The organism is Olsenella profusa F0195, assembly GCF_000468755.1.
Taxonomy (GTDB): Bacteria; Actinomycetota; Coriobacteriia; order Coriobacteriales; family Atopobiaceae; genus Olsenella_F; species Olsenella_F profusa.
The window spans coordinates 1-21979 of sequence record NZ_AWEZ01000030.1; the positions used below are offsets into that span (position 1 = coordinate 1).

Annotated in this window: 18 protein-coding genes; 2 read left to right on the forward strand and 16 right to left on the reverse strand. The window is 66.0% G+C overall.

The annotated features are described in order from the left end of the window. The 16 genes from HMPREF1316_RS14840 to HMPREF1316_RS03955 form a co-directional block, all read right to left on the reverse strand. On the reverse strand, window positions 1-2900 hold a 2900-nt coding region (locus HMPREF1316_RS14840; RefSeq protein WP_156900990.1), incomplete at its 3' end, for an FtsK/SpoIIIE domain-containing protein. 2 nt (window positions 2901-2902) lie between these two features. Beyond that, the gene (locus HMPREF1316_RS13110; protein ID WP_198009576.1) at window positions 2903-4432 is read right to left on the reverse strand and encodes an Mbeg1-like protein; all 1530 of its coding nucleotides are present in this window, start codon (window positions 4430-4432) and stop codon (window positions 2903-2905) included. A gap of 133 nt (window positions 4433-4565) precedes the next feature. Continuing rightward, window positions 4566-5429, reverse strand: coding sequence for a hypothetical protein (locus tag HMPREF1316_RS03900; RefSeq protein WP_021725688.1), 864 nt, complete (start codon window positions 5427-5429; stop codon window positions 4566-4568). A 98-nt stretch (window positions 5430-5527) separates the two neighbouring features. Then, entirely contained in the window at window positions 5528-5821 is a 294-nt protein-coding gene (locus tag HMPREF1316_RS03905; RefSeq protein WP_021725634.1) for a WXG100 family type VII secretion target, read from the reverse strand. Window positions 5822-5899: 78 nt separating this feature from the next. Next, window positions 5900-9715, reverse strand: coding sequence for a group 3 Ig-like domain protein (locus HMPREF1316_RS03910; protein ID WP_021725647.1), 3816 nt, complete (start codon window positions 9713-9715; stop codon window positions 5900-5902). Then, a complete protein-coding gene (locus HMPREF1316_RS03915) occupies window positions 9712-10296 on the reverse strand; it encodes a hypothetical protein (protein ID WP_021725655.1) in 585 nt (194 codons plus the stop codon). The genes HMPREF1316_RS03910 and HMPREF1316_RS03915 overlap by 4 nt, the downstream gene beginning before the upstream one ends. After that, window positions 10296-12056 (reverse strand): serine/threonine-protein kinase, encoded by a 1761-nt coding sequence (locus tag HMPREF1316_RS03920; protein WP_198009577.1) that lies wholly within the window; start codon window positions 12054-12056, stop codon window positions 10296-10298. Before HMPREF1316_RS03920 ends, HMPREF1316_RS03915 begins: the two co-directional genes overlap by 1 nt. A 237-nt stretch (window positions 12057-12293) precedes the next feature. Then, entirely contained in the window at window positions 12294-13451 is a 1158-nt protein-coding gene (locus HMPREF1316_RS03925) for an FHA domain-containing protein (protein ID WP_021725681.1), read from the reverse strand. A 6-nt stretch (window positions 13452-13457) separates the two neighbouring features. Then, window positions 13458-13739 (reverse strand): hypothetical protein, encoded by a 282-nt coding sequence (locus HMPREF1316_RS03930; protein ID WP_021725643.1) that lies wholly within the window; start codon window positions 13737-13739, stop codon window positions 13458-13460. 207 nt (window positions 13740-13946) lie between these two features. After that, the gene (locus HMPREF1316_RS03935; protein WP_040651296.1) at window positions 13947-14318 is read right to left on the reverse strand and encodes a hypothetical protein; all 372 of its coding nucleotides are present in this window, start codon (window positions 14316-14318) and stop codon (window positions 13947-13949) included. A 95-nt stretch (window positions 14319-14413) separates the two neighbouring features. Beyond that, entirely contained in the window at window positions 14414-15970 is a 1557-nt protein-coding gene (locus tag HMPREF1316_RS03940; protein WP_021725677.1) for an Mbeg1-like protein, read from the reverse strand. Window position 15971: 1 nt separating this feature from the next. Further along, a complete protein-coding gene (locus tag HMPREF1316_RS03945) occupies window positions 15972-16751 on the reverse strand; it encodes a hypothetical protein (RefSeq protein ID WP_040651298.1) in 780 nt (259 codons plus the stop codon). Window positions 16752-16867: 116 nt separating this feature from the next. After that, window positions 16868-17248, reverse strand: coding sequence for a hypothetical protein (locus HMPREF1316_RS14010; protein ID WP_156900992.1), 381 nt, complete (start codon window positions 17246-17248; stop codon window positions 16868-16870). A gap of 9 nt (window positions 17249-17257) precedes the next feature. Further along, a complete protein-coding gene (locus tag HMPREF1316_RS03950; protein WP_021725683.1) occupies window positions 17258-17536 on the reverse strand; it encodes a hypothetical protein in 279 nt (92 codons plus the stop codon). Window positions 17537-17558: 22 nt separating this feature from the next. Then, window positions 17559-18002, reverse strand: coding sequence for a hypothetical protein (locus HMPREF1316_RS14015; RefSeq protein WP_156900993.1), 444 nt, complete (start codon window positions 18000-18002; stop codon window positions 17559-17561). 432 nt (window positions 18003-18434) lie between these two features. Next, complete coding sequence (locus HMPREF1316_RS03955; RefSeq protein WP_021725675.1) at window positions 18435-19649, reverse strand: iron-containing alcohol dehydrogenase; 1215 nt, start codon at window positions 19647-19649, stop codon at window positions 18435-18437. A gap of 242 nt (window positions 19650-19891) precedes the next feature. Here HMPREF1316_RS03955 and HMPREF1316_RS03960 point away from each other — a divergent pair, with 242 nt between their 5' ends. Together HMPREF1316_RS03960 and HMPREF1316_RS03965 are read left to right on the forward strand one after the other, a co-directional pair. Beyond that, window positions 19892-20962, forward strand: a complete 1071-nt coding sequence (locus HMPREF1316_RS03960; protein WP_021725690.1) for a hypothetical protein — start codon at window positions 19892-19894, stop codon at window positions 20960-20962. After that, a complete protein-coding gene (locus HMPREF1316_RS03965; RefSeq protein ID WP_232204424.1) occupies window positions 20943-21971 on the forward strand; it encodes a hypothetical protein in 1029 nt (342 codons plus the stop codon). Before HMPREF1316_RS03960 ends, HMPREF1316_RS03965 begins: the two co-directional genes overlap by 20 nt. Window positions 21972-21979 lie beyond the last annotated feature (8 nt).

Consider the following 21979-nt stretch of genomic DNA (forward strand, 5'->3'; position numbering starts at 1 on the left):
TGGAGCGCGGCCACCGGGGCGCCGGGGGAGCCGGCGGCCTCCACGGCGCGGTCGCCCCCGGCGCCGGCGGGGTCGTAGGGGCCGCCGGCCCAGGCGGCCTGGGCCTGGAGCAGCCGCTCGTCGTAGCCCACGAGCAGGATGAGCCTGCCGGCGCCCTCCAGCGCCGCGGCGTCCGGGCGCCGCACCATCTCCTTGGAGTCGGCGGCGTCGGCCACCCTCAGGCACACGCGGAAGCGGGAGTTGGCCTGGATCTGGTCGGTGACCACGCCCGTGGGGCGCTGCGTGGCCAGCACCAGGTGCACGCCCAGCGAGCGGCCGATGCGCGCGGCCGACACCAGGGCGTCCAGGAACTCGGGCTCCTGCTGCTTGAGCTCGGCGAACTCGTCGGCCACCACGAAGAGGTGGGGCATGGGCTCGGCCACGTCGCCGGCCGCCCAGTGCCGCTGGTAGGAGGAGACGTCCATGGTGGCGTCGCCCGTCGCGCGCTTGGCCCCGGCCAGCATCCGCTGGCGGCGCACGAGCTCGGCGCGGATGGAGGCCAGGCTCCGGGCCACCTCCGCCCCGTCCAGGTTGGTGACGGTGCCCGCCAGGTGCGGCAGCTTCATGCCCCCCCGCGAGAAGGCGTCGGCCAGGCCGCCTCCCTTGTAGTCCACCAGCACGAAGGAGGCCTGCTCGGGCGGGAAGGCCACGCAGGTGGAGAGGATCCAGCTCACGAGCAGCTCGCTCTTGCCCGAGCCGGTGGTGCCGGCCACCAGCCCGTGGGGGCCGTCGAAGGCCTCGTGGGGGTCCAGCACCGCGGGCATGCCGCGCGCGTCCACGCCGAAGGGGGCGGCCAGGCTCCTCGAGGCGTCGGCCCGCTCCCAGCGGGCCCCCACGGACAGGTCGGCCGCGTCGCGCACGCCGTACATCTCCAGGAAGCCCAGGGAGGAGGGCAGGGCGAAGGCGGCGTCGCCGGCGCCCAGGCCCACGCGGGCCAGCGCCGAGGCGGCGCGCGCCGCCTCGGCGGGCGCGACGGGAGCGTCCATGACGAGGTCCACGAGCGTGGAGGAGGCGTCCTCGCGCGCGTAGAGCCTGCCCTCCCGGGGCCCCACCTCCGCCACGCGCACGGTCTCGGAGGGCAGCCCCGCCACGTCCGGCGCCAGGAACACCAGGGAGACGCCGAGGTCCTTCTCGGCCTCGAGCAGGTCCGCCACCACGTCGGAGGCCTCCCAGAGGCCGCGGTCGGAGCACAGGAGCAGGCAGCGGCCGCCCTCGGCGCCGCCGCGCCTGCCGGCGGCCTCGCGGGCGAGCAGCGCGCCCAGCTCGCGCACGCCGGCGGCGTCCGTGGCCACCAGGCGCATGCGGCCGTCGGCGGAGAGGGTGTGCGGCAGCTGCGCGAGGAAGCCCCACTCGTCGCGCTCGCCCTCGCCCACGATGGCGGCGATGCGCACGTCCGTGGGGGCGTAGAGCGCCGCGACCTGCAGCACGAGCGACCGCGCGAGCGCCCAGCGGCTGGCGGGGTCGCCCGCCACGCCCAGCGTGCGGTCCTCCAGGAGGTCCACCGCCACGGGCACGTCCTCCAGCATGGGCGGGCGGTCGGAGAGCCGGCGCGCCATCTCCACCAGGTCGTCCGCGTCCAGCGAGAAGCGCGTCTCGGGCCAGCGGAAGTCCGCCTCCAGGGGCAGGGTGCCCGTGCCCACGCGCAGCTGCATGAAGTCCGCGTCGCGCGGGCCGCGACCCATGAGGCGCTCGTCGCGGCCGTGGACCCAGCCCAGGCACGTGCGCGCGTCCACGCGGTTCTCCCGCAGGATCGCGGACTGCTCCCGCCCGTCCTTGATGAAGGTGCGCTCCAGCGCGGCGAGGTAGTCGGAGTAGGCCGAGCGCCGGTGCGCCTCCTCGCGCACCGCCTTGCGCCGCTCGTAGCGGCGGGCGATGAGGGGCCACAGCACCATGCCGCCCATCATGGAGACGCACATGGCGATGGAGGGTGCCGACGAGAGCACGTCCGCGCCGCCCATGATGCGCGACACGGCGCTCGCCGCCATGAAGATGGACGCCAGGCCCATCAGGAAGGAGGGGCCCATCTTCATGATGGCCGGGGAGTCGTCCGGCTTGTGCACGGCCGGGGGCTCCTCCACGTTGTAGGCGCGCCGCTGCACGGAGCGCACCACGCGCGGCGCGGGCCAGAACTCCCGCTGGGCGGGGATGCGGTCGGCGGGGGTCGCCTCCGGAGCGCGCCGCACCAGCTCCGCGTGGCGTATGGGCACGGCCAGGCCCCCCAGGGCCTCCGTGAGCCCCTGGGGCGCGTTGAGCGAGAGGAAGCCCCGCCCCACCTGCACGCACAGGTCGAGCACCTGGACCACGTCGCCCGGCGCCAGCTGCCGCGAGGCGCCGCCGGCCAGCAGCGCGCCGTTCACGAAGGTGCCGTTGGTGCTGCCCAGGTCGCGCACCGCAAAGACGCCCGAGCGGCACCTGAGCTCCGTGTGGCGCTGCGAGACCCAGCGGGAGGCGTAGCGCAGCTGGCACCCCTCGTCGCCGCCTATGAGCAGCTCGCAGTCCCCCGTGAGCGCCATCTTGTGGAAGCGGCGCGCGCCCGGGTCGCACGAGCGCAGGTAGACGATGCACGCCTCGCCCGTGCGGGCGTCCGTGAGCGTGGCCGTGGCCGTGGCGCTGCCCGCCGAAAGCAGCAGCTCCTCCGCCTCGGAGCCGTCCTCCAGAAGCAGCGTCGACGAGCCCAGCGGGGTCAGCCGCACGCCGCCCTCCGCCGCCGAGAGGCGCCCGAGGGCACTCTCGCGCACGGTCTCGCCCGTGGCCGAGAGGTAGCGCTCCGCCTTGTCCGATGCGTCGAGCGTGCAGGTGAAGCGCCTGCCGCCCGCCACCATGACGACGGTCCACCAGGGATCCGCCAGGGTCGCTGCCACGCTCACTGGGCTCCTCCCCCGAGGATCTGGCCAAGCGCCTCGGTGGCACCGTCCAGGCTCTCGGCAACGGCAGATGCGTTCGTCCCCATGGTACCATCCAGCTCCGCGGCCTTCTGGAACGCCTCCTCGATCCTCTGGGCGCTCACGCCGTTCATGTCGATCTGCTTGCGGAGGTAGCCGTCGATGTCGCCCTGGCAGTTCTCCGCTGTGAGGCCACCGCCCAGCGACTCGATCCGGTACCAGACGTCCCAGTGGGTTGGGTCCCAGACCTCCTCCTCATCGACCTCCCGGACGATGGAGAGCAGCTTCTCCTTGTACTCGTCGCTCCAGTCGCGCACGAGCGACTGCCGCACCTGGACGGTGGTCGCCTGCTCCCCCGCGGCAACGTGGGCATCTATCCTCGCGCAGTCCGTTGCGTAGGCCGAGGCGTACGCGCGGGCCCACTCCCCGCCGCCACCCGCGGCCCCCACCGGCGAGGCGACTGCACCATTGCTGGCAGACACAATTGTCGCGATGATGCCAGAGTCGCATCCCAGTCGAACCAGCACGGCGGCAGCGGCGTTGACGCCCGTGCCAACACCGCTCGAGGCAAGCGCCCCGTCATTGGCGCCGTCGGTTCCAGCCAGCTGCTCAAGCAGGCGCTGCGTTCCTGGGTACTTCGTGAGGACCGCCATGAGCGCGGCAACCTTCTCGGGATCGCTCAGCGCCTCGGACTGCCTGCCCTCGGCGCAGTCGCTCAGGAACTCGATGACCAGGGCCTGCATGTCGGCAGGGACGTTCTCGGACACCCATGTCGTGAAGTCGTTGATGGTGCGGGAGTAGTCGGTCCGCGTGCCCGTGAGGTCGAGCGACAGATCTGTGTCCGAGGAGAAGAGGTTGAGGGGCGCATGGTTGGATAGCTGGAAGTTGCCGTCCCCGCGCAGCAGCGTCTGGAGGAGTCCCGTGATGCCCTGGGCCTGGGAGCCGCCGTTGGTGTAGTGCGTGTCCCCAGCAATGGGCGCCATGAGGGCACTCACATAGTCGCCCTCCTGGTTGTAGGCATGGATCCTGCCCCGTACGGCAGCGATGCGCTCCTCGTACTTCCTGAGGAACGGGTTGCCAAAGCCCTGGCCGTCAAAGGAGTAGCACTCGTCCACGCGGCCGTCCACCACGGTAACGTACTGCGCCTTGTTGCCGCCCTTGGAATGTCCCGTCACAACGACATGCTGGCCACCATACAGCGCCAGCATCTCGTCAAGGTAGGCCTCGGCACGTCGCTGGGAATCCGTGTCCGCCTCGTTGAGGCCCTCGAAGTCGTCGCGCCATTCCCCGTGCTCGCCATCCGTACCCCTATAGACCACGTAGAGCGTCCCGTCGCCATCGGTGAGGGCCATGCAGTGGCTCGTCTGCGTGGTCCTGCCTTCCACGGGAACACCGGGCGACGTGAAGTCGCACACCGTGAGGTCGGACAGACGCGAGTCAGAGGAGACGGCCTGCCTCAGGGCATCGTAGCCGTCAGGGGTCGTCCACTCGTCCCCACCGTCCGCAGGCATGGACGCGATGACATCGCCAAGGGAGATTCTTTTACCCCGAGCCTTTCTGAAGGCTTGATTGCATGCCTCTTGAAACTCAGGCTGATATATCAGGGTATTGAGCTGGGCGAGCTCGTCTGGATGCAGAGACATGCTACGCCCCCTCTTTGTCCACGGTGTCGGTGTCCCCGATTTTGACCAGAGAGTCTGAGTTCTCTATCACGAAGTCGTGTGTCAGGACCTGACCGCTCGTTGAGACGTTCAGCAGCTCTGTAGTTATATTCACCCTCAGACCCGTAGCACGCTCAGCAGAGACGATCCTGTCATGGAGCTCCTGAAGCTCTGCTTCGCTCATTCCCGCATCCTTGCTTATCTCAAGAACGATGCCGCCATAGAGACCATCCATGTCCTTGGCATCGGGCGTAGTGAGCGTGGGATCGAGCCAGGTGTACGACGTCCACGTTCCCGCTGGAAGTTCGTCTAGAATCGGACGGGCAGCCTCTGCGACCCTCTTCTCCCAGTCTGGACCACGCAATATCTGCAGCCAGTCGTCCCGCCAGCGGGGGTCGTCCGCGTCCCAGATCTCCACGCGGCAGCTCTCCCCCTCGTGCTCCCCCTCCGTCGCCCGGAGGTTGATGATGTTGTAGTCCTGGATGATCCAGGTGGAGATGAGGCAGTCGTAGGCCGCGAAGGAGGTGCCATAGCGCAGGCGGAGGTAGTCCTCCGCCGCCTCGGCATAGCGGACGTTCTTCCGCGAGATGGACGAGGGCCACGTCCCCTCCTTGAGGGACGAGATGATGTCGTCGGGCGCCCCGAGCTGTTCCGCCATGGCGAGGTCGCGATCCGTGACCTCGTCGCTCGAGAGGTCGGGCCTGAGGTCCGCGACACGTGTGGGCTGCTCGGCCGGGTTACCCTGCTCGGGGCTCGAGCACGCCGTCGTCCCGGCCGCGCACGCCGCCGCCACCAGGCAGGCCGCGGCGGCCCTGCCCATGCGTCCCCTACCTGCAAGTGTCGACATGGGGCAAACCTTCCTCGCTGCGAAACGACGTGCGACGTGCCGGGGGCGGACGTCCGCCCCCGGCACCGGGATCACGCTATCCAGACCTCGGTCTGAACCTAGCCGCGGAACTGCGCGGCGATGTTGGAGTCGGTCTCCTCCAGCGACTGCGCGGTCGCGTCGAGCGACTGCGCGATCTCCGTGATGAGGTCCTGGGCCTTCACGAAGCCGGGACGCAGCTCCTGGAAGCGGCTGGAGTAGGCCTGGGCGGCGCTGCCTTCCCACTCCTCCTGCAGGGCCTGCAGGAGCGAGTCCATGTGCTGGATCACATCGCCCACGTTGCTGGCCTCGGTGCGATACTGGGTCGCACGGTCGCGCATCTGATCTGGCGTGATCCTAATCTGTCCTGCCATTGCCGTTCCTTTCTCTCGTGTGCCCGCAGGCACGCTTGACGGTATATCGACACCCGCTCGCGCGGGGGACGACCAAGTTTAGTGGCCAAAGGGGTTGCGCAGCCCCTCCGTGGCCCGGTGATGCCTCACGCCCAGCACGATGCCCATGGCCGCAAGGCCCAGGGCCATGACGACGAACGCGACGAACGCGAACAGCAGGTTGGGGTTCGCCTTGAGGTACTCCACCCAGTTGGGCGCGACGGCAACGGAGCCGAGGGTGGTAGAGTGCACGTTGCCCGCCTTGTCGTAGGCCGCGATCGTGAGGGTGTGGAGCTTCGCGTCGGCGGGGATCGGGAGCGAGGCGGGTCCCCCGGCGAACTCGTCGGGGGAGAGCTCCTCGGGCTCGCCATCGTCCACCTGCAGCGTCACACGGTCGAGCGCCAGGTTGTCGCCCGCCAGGGGGAGCGCGTCGTGGCTGGCCCCAAAGTAGACGCCTCCGGTCTTGGCGCCGGCAAAGCCCACGGTTGGTGCCGTGGCGTCCACCGCGAAGTTGACCTCGGCCGCATGCTCGCGGGTGGCGTCCTTGTTGCCCATGGTGTTCTGGGCCAGGTTGCCGGCCTTGTCATGCGACGTCATCATCACGCGGTAGTAGCCGTCCTGCGAGAAGTTGGAGGCGGGGATGGTGTAGGTGGTCTTGCTCCAGCCGCTGTCATCCGCCGTCTCGGTGGTGTAGGATGCGCCCTCCATGAGGTCCGTGACCTCGCTGTCGTGCGCCAGCTCCACGTGCGTCCCATCGTCGTCGAGGCCCGACACGTTGATCTCGGTGATCACCACATCCTGGGGAATCCTGAGGTACGCGCCCAGGATGCCCGCCGTGGCATCGGAGTAGAGGTAGTTGGAGCCGTAGCGGTTGACCGAGAACACGCGCGTCACGTCCGAGGCGTTGCCCGCGAGGTCCTCCGCGTGGACGGCGAGCGTGTAGACGTCGTCCCGCTCGACCTTGTGCTCGAAGTCCGCATAGGTCACCGACTCGCTGGTGTCGGAGTAGGAGGTCTCCATGCCGCGCATGTAGTCCACCTTGCCGGAGTGGGCACCCGTGAGGCTGTACTTGGAGTTCCCGATGGCGAGGTTGGTGTCGCTCATGCTCAGGGATGGGGCGATCTCGCCGGCATAGGCGGTCTTGTTCTCGACGTGCTCGATGGAGGCCTGGGGCGGCGTCATGTCGATCACGAACTCTGGCACCTCGTAGGCCTCCGCCTGGTTGCCCGCGGGGTCCGCCGCCGAGACGGACAGGCCGTAGTGGAGCTCGCCCCCAAAGTGAACCGTGCACGACCAGGTGTCCTCCTCGCCCGTGGCGCTCCAGCCGCTGGCCCCCGGGGCGTCCGCGGCGTTGCCGGAGGCGTCCTTGGCCGAGGCGGAGACGCCCATGAGCGAGGGGTCGAAGTTGCGCTCGCGCACCGTGACCGTGGCCGTGCGCGGACGGTTGAAGTACATGCCGCTGCGGGCGTCGTTGTTGTCGAACTCCACCGTGATCATGGGGGCGAGGGTGTCGATGGTGAAGGCGTCGTGCACCTCGTTAGAGGCGTAGCCCACGGGGTCGGTGAGCGAGACGTCCACCGTCCAGTCGCCGTCCTGCGAGAGCTCCTCCGTGTACACCCAGGTGACGCCGTCGCCCGAGGGGTTCTCGAACTGCCTGGCCGTCACGTCGTGCGTGGTGCCGTCCACGCCGATGGTGGCGATCGCGCGCTCCGCGTCGTTGTCGCGGATGTAGGAGAAGCTCCCCTCCACGACCGTGATGGTGACCGTGCGCGCCTTGTTGTAGTAGCTCCCGCGGGCGTCGTTGTTGTCATACGAGACGGAGACCACAGGGGCCGTGGTGTCCACCACGATGTCCGTGGTGTCCTTGGCGAGGGGCTTGCCGTCGCCCGTCATGAGCCCCGAGAGCAGCAGGCCCTCGGTGTTCGGGTCGTCGGGGTCCACGAGGGGGTTGCCCGCCAGGTCCCTCAGATGCAGGCGCGTGGAGGTGAGGTCGAGGGTCTGGCCGTCGCTTGCCAGCGTGATGGTGATGCCGTTGCTGGGGGTACCGTCCGGGTTGTCCGCGTCGTGCTTCACCTGCACGCCCTCGACGGGGGTGCCGTCGGACGCCGTCAGCGCAAGGCTGTCCCAGTCGACGCCCGAGACGGCGTCCGTGGCCTCCATGTGGATGGTGGTCGCGCCCGGCGTGAAGGCGTGGCCCCACGTCACCACGGGCTGGGGGCTCACCCGTACGTTGCCCACGGTTGGGGCGGTACGATCCACGTAGAAGTCATCATCTGTGGACAGTGTCACCCCGGGCTCGTCCACCTCGAGCTGCACTTTCACGTAATGATTTTCAGTCCCAAGGACAGTGTTCAGGTCAAACCACTGGCTGTCCGGCCAGCTCGTTCCCCGCTGTTTCAACGGCACATTCTGTACCGGCAGCTCCTCCTCATTGCCGTTCGCATTGCGGATCGTCGCCTTCAACCTGCCATGCAAATCGGTCCCATTCGCGAAGGGTGCACGCACCGACGCCGTTACCATCACGCCATCGCGATGATAGCGCGTGTCCATTCCCTTTATAGTGAGCGAGTCCTGAGCGTCAAGGAGGTCACCCAGGCGCACCCCCTGGCCACGATTGCCCACACGATCGGAAGCGAACACGCGAGCATCAAGGATATCGTGCACGTCCGCATCCGAGGAGAAGGTGAACACGTAGTCGCCTGGGTGGGTCTGATCCATCTGCACCTCAGACTGGACTCCCATCGTGTGCAGAGAGGACACGTCGACGCCCGAAGGGGCGTCCCCGGGACCATCAGTCACCTTGATGCGCACATGGTATCCCTCACTATCGGACTGTAGGCCCTGTGGTGCATCGGAGCGATTCCAGCCGTCTGACAGCTCGATGGTAGGTGAAGTACCATCTATCATGAAACTTATATCATGAGTCCCCTGAGTGTCATAATGGGTGCTTTGGTCAACATCAACATGCACCTGATATGTGCCCTCGGAGACGGTGCTAGCCGTCCCTGTCGGGGGAGCAAGCGTCCATGAGACGGACCAGCTGCCGTTCTCATACTTCAAGGTGCTGAGGTCGGGCTTCGCCTGTAGCGCCGTGCCATCTGGCGCCGTCGCGCTCAGCTTGGGATACTCCGCACGGTTCGCATCCGAGAGGAAGAGCCGGAAGAGCGGGTCCGTCGACGTCATGGTGAACGTGAGATCACTGAGTTTGGCACCATCCAGCTTGCGGGCATAATCGTTGCCATCCAGGTGCTTCCAACCACTGTTGTCGTTCAGCGACAACTGCACGCTCGGCTTCGAGGCGGGACGGACGGGCGTGGTGGCTATGGCATCCGGCACCGGAGAGGGAAGGTTATCGGCAAAGGCGATGGCGACTGGGACAGACGTGCCACCACCCGCAGGCTGCGCCGTGAGGGAGATGCTCGACAGGTCGACGACCATGCCCTCCTTGAACGTGAGGCGGTACGTGCCGTTGCCCAGGTCCTCCACTGTGGCCGGCAGCGTGTCGGCGGGATGCCCGCCCTTGCGCTGCGCGTCGTGGTCCTTGTAGGTGCCGGAGAGCGACGCGACGGAGACGCCCTCGGCCGCGCCGCCACCCGACAGGGTCAGGCGCACGTCCACGGAGTTGCCCTGGGCCACCGCGACGGTCTCGTTGTCGTAGCGCAGCGTGGAGAGCTGAGCTGGGTCCTGTGATCCCACCTTCGTGATGGTGGCCTGGGCCGTCAGCGCCGGCTCCGCCACGACGACGGGATCCGCATTGCCACCCGGCGTGTCGACCTCATCCGCATGCGCCGGGAGCGCCGCGGCCGTGATGGATGCCGCAAGGGCGAGCAGGGCGACAAGTGCCCCTCTGCGCAGGGATGGTAGGCTCGGCGTCATTGCGCGCCCTCCTCATGCGAAGGCTGGTCGGACAGCAGCGTGGTCATCGCCTCGTCGCCCGAAAGCAGGGTGGTGCCCGCCTCGTCGGCGGAGGCAGGGGCGTCGGCGGAAAGGAGCGTGGTTCCGGCCTCATCGGCGCCGGTCCCCTCGTTGGCAAGCAGCGTGGTTCCCGTCTCGTCCGCATCCGACGCGTCAGCGGAAAGCAGCGTGGTGCCGGTCTCGTCGGAGTCCGAGCCGGTCCCGGCATCCGAGAGCAGCGTGGTGCCCGCCTCGTCCCCCGCAGACGTGTCCTGCGACCTCTGGGACCTCACCTTCCTCAGGTGCAGGCTCCCACTGCCCTCGCCCTCGGGCGCGTCGGGCCCATCCGCCGTGAGCGCCCGGGCCGACCGCTCGCGGCTGCGCCTGAGCGCCCACGACTCCGCACGCATGGTGGCGATCGCGCGCTCGGCCGTCCTGCCGGTGAGCTCGTCGCGCACCGCGCGGATGTCAAACGCGAAGAACATGAGCGCGGCGGCGATCACCAGCAGCACCGCAAGGACCAGCAGCACCGTCGAGATCGTCCCCAGAAGGTTTGCCGTCATCACTGGCTGTCCCCCACATCCACGAAGGCGTCCTCGATCGCCTGCCTCGTCGCGTCGGCGTTGGCCCTCAGCCGCCACAGCTCCTCGTCCTGCTGGTCCGTGGTGGTGGGGGCGCCGTCCGCGATGTCCTGCGCCGCCGCCTCGAGCGCCAGCATGTCCTCCTTCGAGATGCCGTCCGCACGGAACTTGCGCGCGTACGTCCTGAGCGCGTCCTGGGCGAGCGCGGCGGCATCCAGGCGCATCACGTTGTTGTCGCTGTCCGCCATCTCGTCCAGCAGGGTCTGCAGGCGCGCGAAGTACGGCGCGTAGGCGCCGGCGTCATCCCCCTCGCCCATACGCGGCACCACATCGCAGGCGAAGTCGGCCATGTCGGCATAGGCCTCGGCCATCGGGGCGCCATAGAAGCCCTCCACCTCCGCGGCGCTGTGCATCCACCGGGAGGCGGCGCGCATGCGCGGATAGCTCGAGCCGGCGGAGGTGCCGTAGCCCGCGTCCCCGTAGTAGTACCAGTAGAGCTTGCCCGTCTCGAACGAGAGCTCCGCCCAGGCCTGTCCATCCGACCTCAGCGCGTCCATGTTGGGGGCTATCGTCTGCTCGAACTGCTGCTCCTCGGTCGTGGAGAACACGCCGTCGGAGCGATAGAGCCTGAAGAGCCCCCTATAGGGACGGAGGTCCGCGGGCAGGATGCCCGCCGCGTGCACGTAGGCCGCCGACGCCGTCTCCTGGTCGACCGACTGGTCTCCCAGCCCCATCCAATAGTCGAAGTCGGAGTTGAGCAGGTTCCAGCGCACGGCGATGAGCACGAGGCCCACGACCAGGCACGCGGCCGCCCCTATGAGGGCACCGGTGAACGCGCGCCACTTGCGACGCAGCCCCCGCTGCTGTGCCTCGTCGTGCGTCGTGTAGTTCTCCAGCACATAGGCGAACTCCGCGGCGTCGGAGTAGCGGTCGTTTGGGTTGGCCGCCATCGCACGTGCCACGATGGACTCGATGCCGTGCGAGAGCTCGGGCACGACCTGTCTGAGGGGTGCCGCGTCGGCGGGGTCGTCGGGCGGTCGTCTGCCTGTGAGCAGGGCGTACATGGTGGCCCCCAACCCATAGACGTCTGCGCGGCCGTCGAGCGGCGCGCCCGCGCGCTGCTCCGGGGCGGCATAGCCGTGGGTGCCCAGGTGGCGATGGCCGCCCTCCTCGCCGCCGTGCACGGTGCCCTGCTCGCGCGCGATGCCAAAGTCGATGAGGCGCACGGTGCCGTCCGGGCGCAGCATGACGTTGGAGGGCTTCATGTCGCAGTAGATGACGGGCGGGCTCTGCTGGTGCAGGTAGTCCAGGACGTCGCACAGCTGCACGGCCCACGCGACCACGTCGTCCTCGTCCTGCGGGCCCATGCCCATCACGGACTCGAGCGTGCGGCCGTCCACGTAGTCCATGACCACGTAGAGCTCGCCGCCCTCGTCCACCAGGTCGACGATGCGCGGGATGGCCGCGTGGTCCAGGCGCTTGATGAGGTTGGCCTCTGCGACCAGGCTCGCCTCCACGACCCTGCGCTCGGCCGGATCCGAGGAGAGCCGGATCTCCTTGACCGCCCACTGCTTGCCCAGGGTGGTGTCCAGCGCCAGCCACACGACCGACATGCCGCCCCGGCCAATCTCGCGCTGCAGCTGGTAGCGCGACCCGACCGTCCTGGGGGCACCGCCTGTGGCCTCCTCCTGGCGCGGGGGTATGGGCTGTTCGTCCATCGGACCGTCCTCTGGCGTAGGCATGTTCCCGACAGGTACGCCGCCCGCCCTCGCAACCGAGGCAGCAGACAAGCAGAGTACCATCCCATCTATTCTTAGGTTTCTTCCATGATTAAACAACGTGTTTTATGAACGTCATAAATTTTTGACAAGTTTTGTAGAAATAATACAGCTACCTGTCCTCCTACAAACTTACCCTCAGTCTCATGTCCCACGAGACCCGGGAGGCGCAGCGCCCGGTGCCATCCGGATCCGCGGCGGCTAGCGCACGGAGAACGACTCGTCCGCCAGCGTGAACACGTCTCCACGGGAGAGCAGCGCGGACGCGTGCGGGACCAGGCGCTGGCCATGCACGTAGGTGCCGTTTGCGGCACCGCAGTCCACGACGCGCAGGCCCTCGCCCACGCGCATGACGCGCGCATGGACTCTGCTCACGTTCTGGTTGCCGCCAAAGTGCAGGTCGCACGTTGCGGACCTCCCCAGGTTGTGCTCGCCGGGACCAACCTCGAGGGCCAGCCCATCGCGCATGCGCATGACGTACAGGGGCGCGGCCGTCGCCTGCTCGCCCGTCGAGGCGCCCAGCGAGCCCGACCCCAGGCTCGAGGTGTCATCGCTGCCGTCCCGGCCCTGTCCCGCATGCTGCCAGGCGGGAGGTTCCTGGGGCAGCGCCCGGTCGACCTCCCCTATGCGTTGGGCCGTCGTCTGGGCCACATAGCCAGCCTCGCCCCCGCCCAACAGAGTGAGCGGGTCGAAGGACGCCACGTTGTCCCCCGCTATGTCGGCCGGTATCGGCGGCCGGTGCGACCCTTCCCCTCGGCCCTCGAAGCGCGTCAGGGGCACGCCCTCGAACTCCTGATCCAGGAAGCGCGAGAAGGCATCCGGCGAGAACACGCGCTGCCTGCGGGCCCAGTCCGCCACCGCATGCCGGTGCGCCTCGTCCTCCCTCACGACCATGTGCGCATGGGCCTTGTCACCCAGCCAGGTGAGCAGCGAAAGCGGCGTCCCGTGCTTGGACGCGCGCTTGGAGGTGGTGGCCTGGGCGGGGCGGGGCACCAGCACGTAGCACGCCTCCCCCTCGGGCGTCACGAAGACGTGGGCAGGGTCAAACCAGAGGTTGGCCGTGGGGATGCCCTGCTCGACGCAGGTCTCGCAGACGTGCGCGACCGACCTCAGCAGCCCCTCGTACTGCGCCGTGCTCAGGGCGGCCTTGGTGAACCTCTCGAGCGTGCAGGTGCCCTTGACGTCGTAGCTCAGGTGGTCGCCCCGCTCCGTGCCGTCGAACTCGAAGGGCAGCAGGATCCGGTCGGGCTGCTCGCGCAGCCACTGCGACCATACGTAGTCCGCGCGCTCCCCCTTCTTCAGGGTGAGCCGCAGGAGGCGGAGCTTGCGGGTCATCGTGCGCTTGAGCTTCTCCTTCATGGCAGCTCACATGAGGGCCAGGAGGGAGCCGTCCGCCACTATCTCCCGCGCCTTGAGCGCACGGATGCTCTCGTTGGGGTTGAGGAGCTCGCCCGTGGAGGGGAGGTCCGGATCGCACAGCATGAGGTCCTCCTCGCCCGTGCTCTGCCAGTAGCCGTGCTCCATGCGCTCGAACAGGCGCGAGACGAGGTTCGCACACTCCGCCACCGAGAGGTCCAAGGGGAGAAAGAAGCTATGTTCACTGTGCGTTGGGGTGAGCAGGACCCTCACCTGCAATTTGTCCTTCATGGGGCCTCCTGGGACGATGGCGCGCGACGCGCCGAGCGTTCTGACACAAGCTTACACGAAATGCGTGTACGGCACGTGTTCGACCGTTGCCATGCCGCGCGCCTGATGCGCGTCGCCATGCCCGACCGCACGCATCTTGCCCCAGGTGTGACCCAGGGACATCGAGGGCACTCGAATCGATGCCACCAGCGGGGCGGGACGCCACGGCTACCCCATCACCGGGTGGCCCGGGTTCCAGGTGATTGGCCTGCGCCTGGCGTAGCCCGGGTCGCCGGGGTCGCCCGTGCCGTCCCAGGGTTCGTAGCCGTCCCACGGGGAGGTGTCGTCGTCGCCCAGCACCCACATCAGCCTGCGCACCGTCGCCGCGTCGGGCGGCTCCGCGTCGCGCGTCTTGGGGGACGTCTGGGAGATGTCGAGCGTGTAGAGCGACGAACTGGAGGAGAACGGGTCGGTGCCCTCGACGCCGGCGTAGACGTCCATCCTGCGGCCGAGGCCCCAGACGGCCACGAGGGCGTCGTGTATCGTGGCGGCCCACGAGCCGAAGTCCCCGTTGCGCAGGCGCATGAGCAGAATCCTCACCCTCGGGTGGGTGTAGCCGTTGTTCAGGTACTCCTCCAGCTCGTCGGCCCTCCAAGGGGCGGCGGCACGGCATCACAGTAACGCACGAGAGATGCCTAGCGTTTCCCCAACATACCCAGTCTTCCATATATCTTGGCAAGCTGAGCTGCGGCGCCCTCAATATTGGAAGCAATCTCATCCATATCTTGCGTATACTGGCTGTGATGCTCCTCGGCCGCGTTAAAGGCGGCAATGATATCCTCTCTCGACACATCGTTCATATCAACCTGTTTGCGTAGGTACGTATCCATATCGTTACGGTAGTTTTCCACGTTGAGTCGACCGATAAGGTCCTCAAAGCGATAGTTCACATCCCAATGCGTGACGTCCCACCATGGCTCGGCATCAACCTGAGCCACAATGTTGAGAAGCTCCTGCATCCGCTCGTCCGACCAGTCACGAACCTCCTCTTGGCGCACGTCCACAACCTCACGGCCACGCGCACCATTCTCAATACCACTTTCCGTAGCGCTAAACGAAGACTCGAAGCGCGTCTTCCACTCTTCGTCTATCTGTATGCCAAACTTCTTAGCCAAGAGATCCAAGAGCAAAGAACGCGCATTCTTGCTCTTCAAACAGTGCATGATCAGAGATGCCATGACATCGCTCAGCTTGCCGGAATAAACCAGCTGCTTTATGAGGTCTTCAGTATGGGGATACTCGCAGAGCATTGCTATGAGCGCCCCAAAGGCATCGGGATCTTGCTGGATGTATTCCTTGGCCTTGCCCGAATCGTTTATGCATAGCCCAAGCAGATCGGCAACGGCCTTCTGCTGGTTCGCAGGGACATTGTTCATAATCCATATGGAGAAGTTGTTGATTGTCTTCCAGTAGTCACTCGCCTCGCCAGACGTATCCAGCTTGAAGTCCTTCGAGTTGGAGAAGAGTGACATGGGCGCATGGTTCTCTGGCCGAAATTCTGGATCCCTCCCGGACCTCGTGAAGTTAACGTCCCCCGCAATGGAGTAAAGCAAAGCGCTCACAAAGTCGCCCTCGTAGTTATAGGCATGAATGTGCGCGCGGTTGGCAGCAATCTGCGAGGCATACTTGTTCATGAAGTCGCTACCAAAGCCCTGGCCATCGAAGGAGTAGCACTCGTCGACGTTGGGGTTGGTCACGGCTGTGTACATCGCCTTATTGCCACCCTTGGAGTGACCCGACACCGTAATGTGGTAGTCTCCACCCTCTGCCATCTTGTTGACGTAATCGTTAGCCGCCTTCTGGTCGGGAGTGTCAGACTCATAGAGTCCTTTGAAATTGTCACCCCACTCCCCGGTGGATCCCTCCGTACCCTTGAAGACGATATACATGTCGCTCGTCTTGTCATTCACAAGGGTCATGTTGCGGCTTGTTTGGCCATTCGTGCCCGGTTGCGTAAGGTCCTTTACGCGAAGGTTCGCAACCTCGGGTTCCTGCAGGGCATGGTTGATGAGTGCCTTGTACTGCACGTCACTGATGTACTGATCATGCTGGCCAGATTCTCCCGCATGATCCTTCATGTACGTGAGCAGGGACTTCATGTCCTTGGCATTGCTTGCGTCATAGGCGTTTGAGAGACCCTGCTGATAAATGAGAGTATTGAGCTGAGCGAGCTCGTCTGGGCTCAGAGACATGTCATCTCACCCCCGAAAGGTCACCTGTCAGCTGCCATGTGTACTGGCCAGCCTGCACGGCATTACGTGCCCATTCCCCGGTGAATCCTGCATCCCCAAGGGGTTGGGTAACCTTGTAGGCCTCCCAGTGGATGTTCAGGCCAAGCTCCTCCAAGGAGGCGACCATCGCGTTCACGTGTCTCTCATACTCCTCCTCGCTGAGCGTGGAGTCGGGCGAGAGATACGCCCATACATGTCCTCCCAGATAGGGGCCCGCCTCAGTAAGGGAGGCGTCCGCAGCGAGGGTCACCCTCTGCCCTTGGTTTCGAGCGTCATTCATCACCTCTGGGTAGGGCCTGTCATCCATACCGACGACACACGTCCATGTGCCTTGTGGCACATCGGAAAAGGCAGAGGCTGCGGCCGTCTCCACAGCCGACTCATACCCTCCATGGAGACGTACGTAAAGATAGGTATCAGCCCACTCCGCGTCACCACTTTGCGGCGCGCCATCGGGGAAGAAGGTGCATGTGCACGTCTCCCCCGTAAAGGGACCGGACGCCACTGTGCAGGTCACGCTATCGGCCTCGCTCAACGCACCACGAGAGAGGGTCACCTGCGACGCGTGGAACTGTTCCCCATAACGTTCCGAGAGATGATCCTCCACCGCCTCGGCATAGCGGACGTTCTCCCGCGAGGTAATTGAGGGCCACGTCCCCTCCTTGAGGGACGAGATGACGTCATCGGGAGCCCCGAGCTGCGCCGCCATCGCACAGTCGCGCTCACTGACCTCTTCGCTCATGTTCACTACTCCCTGATTCGTCTGGGAATCCCCAGGTGCGTTTGACGCACAACCCACGCAACCTATGCCAACCGCCAGTATAAGCGCGACACCTGCCGCCACAATGCGAGCTATCCTTACCAAGATGAGCCCCCGCCCCCATGATCTGCTCCACTTGCAGCAGGGCTGGCTGTGCTCTCCCCTACGGAACTGGACGCACTTTCTGATGCGTCGGCATGCATCATCTGTGCGGCGAGCTTGAAATCCGCATCTTGAAACTCTTCCTTTGCCGTGCCGATGGCATCGGCAAGCCCCAGGATCGTACGTGCGAGCATCTCCGCGTAGGCATTTGTTGCGTTTCCAGCACGCACTAGCGCCTCGCCACCCGACCCTACAGTGACCCCCAAAGAGTAATCGGCATTAGCTACTTCTTCGACACAGCTGCCTATCTGACGGAGTCTGGCAATCACGTCATCAATATTGGCAGGAACAACAACGATTTGCCCTTTGTTTTTCATGAATCTACCTCAATCAAATTTGGCGTCGTCGGCATCAAGCTCCGCAATAAACGTGTTGGTTCTCTCGGCGATGGGGGCAGACGCCTCTTCGAGCTTTTGGAGTACGGCGATAAGTTCGGCCTCATCAGTCTGAAGCGATGCGCCAATGAGGTCAGACTGGATACCCGTGGCAAGAAGAAGGTCGATCAGGTTAGAAGTTTCCTTACCTAACTCAATAAGAGTGTCCACATTCTGCTTGATGAGCAGGGCATCATATGCCAGCTCAGGATCAGATACCTTGAAGCCCATGATACCTCTCCCTTGATTTTAGTTAGATACGAAATCCCTGATGTTGGCGTTGCTCTTCAGCCTCGTGCCGAGCCACCTCAGAACGCTCAAGGGCTCGCTCGCTCTCGATGCACGCTCGTATAGAGACAAGACGCGCCTGCTCTTCGGCAAGCTCGCGCTCGGCCTGACGCGTCGCAGCAGCCACTTGAGCATCCACCTCATCAAATCCAGTTGACATTGCCTGGTTAAATTCTCCCGTCAAATATTTGACGGTACGATCAGCGTACCGCGTCGCTATGCGCGTACCCTGCATATCACCAGCTTGACGAGCTACATTAACCTTGTAGGCAAGTTGGTCCTGGAATCTGGCGAGGGAGCGAGAGACCTCGCCGCGATACTCTGCCAGACTATCAAGCACATGATTGAGCTCATCGATACGCGAAAGACAGGATGCCTCTCTGGCCTGCATTTGAGAGATATCAGACACTGTGTGTCACCTCATTCATCGATTCTTTTGTCTATCAGGACATAAGACATCAACGGTCGTAGCGTTCACATCGGAAAAGATTATACGCAGTGTACCTTGCATGGTCAATAATGGTACGGGTGGCCATCTATAAAACTCGAACTCAAGAAAAGACGCAGGCTGAGATGCTTTCAGCCCTTCCGATGGGATCGATACTCGGGGGGTGCCTCCCAAAGTGAACACAGAACGCATTTTGGAAAACGCCAACTGGGCAAACGTCACGAAAAACGCGTTGCGTGTGCACTTTGGGCGGCACCCCCCCGAGTACACGACCGTCGCACGGCCAAAGCCAGATCCCTCAAGGCCAGGTGAGGCCAACCGACAGCCCCACGGCATGGAGAAGGCCCGCCGGCACACGCCGACGGGCCCACGACACCACGCTGAGCTGCGAGTCTAGAAGTCCACGGGCACGTCGTTGTAGACGCACTCCAGGAGCCGCTCCATCTCCTCCTGCGTGGGCTTGCGCGGGTTGGCACCCGTGCAGGCGTCGAGCAGCGCGTTGGCGGCGACGTCGTGCCGCTTGGCCTCGAACTCCTCGTAGCTGATGCAGGAGGTCTCGCTCTTCACGCCGCCCTGGCCGTAGTTCTTGATGCCCTGCGGGATGTCGAGCTTGTCGTTGAGGTCGCGGATGAACTGCACGAGCGCGGCGACGAGCTCCTCGTCCGTCTGGCCGGGAAGGTGCAGGATCTCCTTGGCGACGTAGGCGTAGCGCTGGCGGGCACGCTCGTCCTTGGCATTGAACTGGATGACCTTGCCCAGGTACATGGCATTGGCGCAGCCGTGGATGATATGGCCGCCACTGAAGGCCGCCCCGGTCTTGTGGGCCATGGAGTGCACGATGCCCAGCAGGCCCGAGGAGAAGGCGATGCCGGCGATGCACTGCGCCTCGTGCATGTGCTGGCGGGCGCCGTGATCACCCGTGTAGGAGACGGGCAGCCACTCGGTGATCTCACGGATGCCGTGCAGGGCGTTGGCATCGGTGAACATGGAGGCGGCGGTGGAGACATAGGCCTCGAGGCAGTGGGTCAGCGCATCCATGCCGGTGTGTGCGCAGAGCTTGGCGGGCATGGAGTAGGTGAGCTCGGGATCGACGATGGCGATGTCGGGCGTGATCTGGAAGTCGGCAATGGGGTACTTGATGCCCTTGTCGTAGTCCGTGATGATGGAGAAGGCCGTGACCTCCGTGGCCGTGCCCGACGTGGACGAGATGGCGCAGAAGTGGGCCTTCTGGCGCAGCTCGGGCAGGCCGAAGATCTTGCACATGTCCTCGAAGGTGGTGTCGGGATACTCGTACTTGATCCACATGGCCTTGGCCGCGTCGATGGGCGAGCCACCGCCGATCGCGACGATCCAGTCGGGGCCAAACCCCTCCATGACCGCGGCGCCCTTCATGACCGTCTCGACGGAGGGGTCGGACTCGACGCCCTCGATGAGCTTGACCTCGAAGCCGGCAGACTCGAGGTCGGCCTGCACGTCCTGCAGGAAGCCGCCGCGGCGCATGCTGTGGCCGCCGGAGACGATGACCGCCCTCTTGCCCTTGAGATTCTTGACCTCGTGGCGGGCTCCCTCACCAAAGTACAGGTCACGCGGGTTGGTAAAACGTCCCATGCTGATTCTCCTTCCGTTCTGCCGTCATGCCGCCGCCTCATGCGACGGCGAGATGTCGCTTCTCATTCTAGGATCTTTTGGTCATCCAACCCAAGGGTCATCCGGTTTTTCGACCGAATGTGGGGGAGGTGCGAAGACTCCCCACCATTGTCGCCTGGGGAGTCTAGACTATGGTCAGTCACACCGCGCCGAATGGGTAGACTTTGGCTTCAGGGCAACGCACGAGCGAGCAGGGGGCGACCATGGCGTTCGATCCGCACCGAGAGGACTACCAGCGCATGGGCCTGCGCTTTGCCCGCGCACTCGACGGCGAGAGCCCCGCCCAGGCGGCGCGCTCGTTTGCCGCCTTCGGCAGGCGCTTCGCGCAAAACCGCGACGGCCTGCCCCAGACGGATGAGGACCGTGCCTTCCACCTGGTGGCAAAGGCGACGACGCTCATAGACTACGAGCTGCCCTTTACCGACGACGAGCACGCCGAGCGGCTCATCGCACAGGGGCATGCCATGCTGGACGAGGCGCTCAAGCTCGACCCACAGAATCCCGATGCCCTGCGCATGAAGATGGCGGCCGGCATCCCCAACTTCGAGGGCTACTACGACTACCTCGCATCCGAGGCCGAGGGCGTGCGCGAGCGGTGCGAGCGCAGGCGGCACAAGGCACGCTCCATCCCCGGCGAGGAGCGCTCGGCGCTCGCGGCGCAGATCGCGCTCTACCCCTATCTGCGCTGGCTGGCGTCCCTGGCCTCGCGTGCGGTGGTGTGCGGGCACAACCACGATGCCATCTCCCACGCCCGGCGTGCGCTCGAGCTGGATCCCACCGATCAGGCGGACGCCCGCTTCACGGCATACCTGGCGTTTGCCAAGCTCGAGGACGCCGCGGGCCTGGAGGCCCTCGCACGCACGACGGGCCGCACGGCCGTCCGCGGCGCCACCCCCGCAGACGCATGGCTCGCCATCACGCGCTGCGCCCTCGCCTACAAGCGGCTCCAGCTCGATGAGGCGGATCACCAGCTCGACCTGCTGGCGAAGGCCTACCCCCATGCGGCCGTCACGCTCTGCGCGCAACGCGAGCTGCCCGACGGCGTGTTCGCGCGACTGGCCGTGGCGCCCTTCTCCGAGGACGAGCTCATCCTTGCCGTGTCGGAGGCAACGGTGCTCCTGCAGGAGGGTCGCGACGCGCGGGCGCGCGGTGCCTTTGGCTCATGGGTCATGGGACGGATGGAGCCGCGCATGACGCCCGCCGAGCGCACGGCCCTCGAGCTTGCCCGGTCGCAGCACCCCAACGGCGACCGCTATGGCACGCCCAACGCCTGATGCCCCGATGGACGCCCGCGAGGAGCACATACGACGCATCGCCCTGCGCGAGCGTGCCCAGCGCGGTCTCTCCGACGCGGGCTTCGCGGAGCTGCTGATAGCCGTGCGCGCCAATCCCGCCCAGTTTGCCCAGGGCCCCGAGGACGAGGCCATGGGCATGCTCGTGGATGCGCTCGAGCGCTTTGGTGCGTCGCGAGACAAGGACGACCTGCGCGACGACGACGAGTTTGCCCTCGAGCGCTCCCGGCGCCTCGAGCTGATGCGCGTGGCCTGCGCGCACGCGCTGGACGTGGACCCCACCTGCACCGACGCCGCGCTCTGCTCGGCCATCGCCGCCGACCCCGACCCTGACGACCTGCTCGAGCTGCTGCTGCCCCTGGAAGGGGACGCGCAGGCGGCCCTTGACGCACGCGGGGAGACGGAGGCCCTGGCCGACGATGCCACGACCGGCCTGCGGCGCGACCTCTGGGCCGACGTGTTCGCCCATCCCCTGCTGCGCGTGAAGGACGCCATCGCCCGCACCTACCTGGACTCCGCCCGCTTCAAGCTGGCGCAGGCAAAGTCGCTGGAGCTCTTGGACCTCGCGCCATCCGACGTGCTGGGGGCCCGCCACACCGGGATGCTCAGCTATGCCCGCCTGGAGGACGAGCAGGGCCTCGACGAGCTGGACGCCCGCATGGGCAGGCGTGGGGATGCCTGGCAGAGCCTGGCCCGCATCATCGTGCTCTTCAAGACCAACCGCCGCGGTGCCGCCCTGCGCGCGCTCCGCGGCTTTGACGGCCTGTGCGAGGGCGGCGTCTATGCGCTGTTGCGGCCGGTCTTCGTGGACTCGTACCTGCCCGACCGACCGACCGTCGCGCCCTACAGCTTCGAGGAGGCGACGCTCGCCGTCCACGAGGCCGATCCCGTCATCGTGGACGTGCCGGACCTCCCCCTGTGGGTCGAGGGCCAAAAGGACATGAGGGCCTCCGCCCTGCGCTTTGCCGAGCGGTCCGGCCTCGACTTCTGACGCAGGGG

Excerpts from the sequence above, each read along its gene's own strand:
- HMPREF1316_RS03945 (WP_040651298.1), bottom strand. The coding sequence starts at position 16,751 with ATGAGCGAAGAGGTCAGTGAGCGCGACTGTGCGATGGCGGCGCAGCTC.
- HMPREF1316_RS13110 (WP_198009576.1), bottom strand. The coding sequence starts at position 4,432 with ATGCCTGCGGACGGTGGGGACGAGTGGACGACCCCTGACGGCTACGAT.
- HMPREF1316_RS14010 (WP_156900992.1), bottom strand. The coding sequence starts at position 17,248 with ATGAAAAACAAAGGGCAAATCGTTGTTGTTCCTGCCAATATTGATGAC.
- HMPREF1316_RS03910 (WP_021725647.1), bottom strand. The coding sequence starts at position 9,715 with ATGACGCCGAGCCTACCATCCCTGCGCAGAGGGGCACTTGTCGCCCTG.
- HMPREF1316_RS03960 (WP_021725690.1), top strand. The coding sequence starts at position 19,892 with ATGGCGTTCGATCCGCACCGAGAGGACTACCAGCGCATGGGCCTGCGC.
- HMPREF1316_RS03925 (WP_021725681.1), bottom strand. The coding sequence starts at position 13,451 with ATGAAGGAGAAGCTCAAGCGCACGATGACCCGCAAGCTCCGCCTCCTG.
- HMPREF1316_RS03955 (WP_021725675.1), bottom strand. The coding sequence starts at position 19,649 with ATGGGACGTTTTACCAACCCGCGTGACCTGTACTTTGGTGAGGGAGCC.
- HMPREF1316_RS03920 (WP_198009577.1), bottom strand. The coding sequence starts at position 12,056 with ATGCCTACGCCAGAGGACGGTCCGATGGACGAACAGCCCATACCCCCG.
- HMPREF1316_RS03950 (WP_021725683.1), bottom strand. The coding sequence starts at position 17,536 with ATGGGCTTCAAGGTATCTGATCCTGAGCTGGCATATGATGCCCTGCTC.
- HMPREF1316_RS03915 (WP_021725655.1), bottom strand. The coding sequence starts at position 10,296 with ATGACGGCAAACCTTCTGGGGACGATCTCGACGGTGCTGCTGGTCCTT.
- HMPREF1316_RS03900 (WP_021725688.1), bottom strand. The coding sequence starts at position 5,429 with ATGTCGACACTTGCAGGTAGGGGACGCATGGGCAGGGCCGCCGCGGCC.
- HMPREF1316_RS03930 (WP_021725643.1), bottom strand. The coding sequence starts at position 13,739 with ATGAAGGACAAATTGCAGGTGAGGGTCCTGCTCACCCCAACGCACAGT.
- HMPREF1316_RS03965 (WP_232204424.1), top strand. The coding sequence starts at position 20,943 with ATGGCACGCCCAACGCCTGATGCCCCGATGGACGCCCGCGAGGAGCAC.
- HMPREF1316_RS03940 (WP_021725677.1), bottom strand. The coding sequence starts at position 15,970 with ATGTCTCTGAGCCCAGACGAGCTCGCTCAGCTCAATACTCTCATTTAT.
- HMPREF1316_RS03905 (WP_021725634.1), bottom strand. The coding sequence starts at position 5,821 with ATGGCAGGACAGATTAGGATCACGCCAGATCAGATGCGCGACCGTGCG.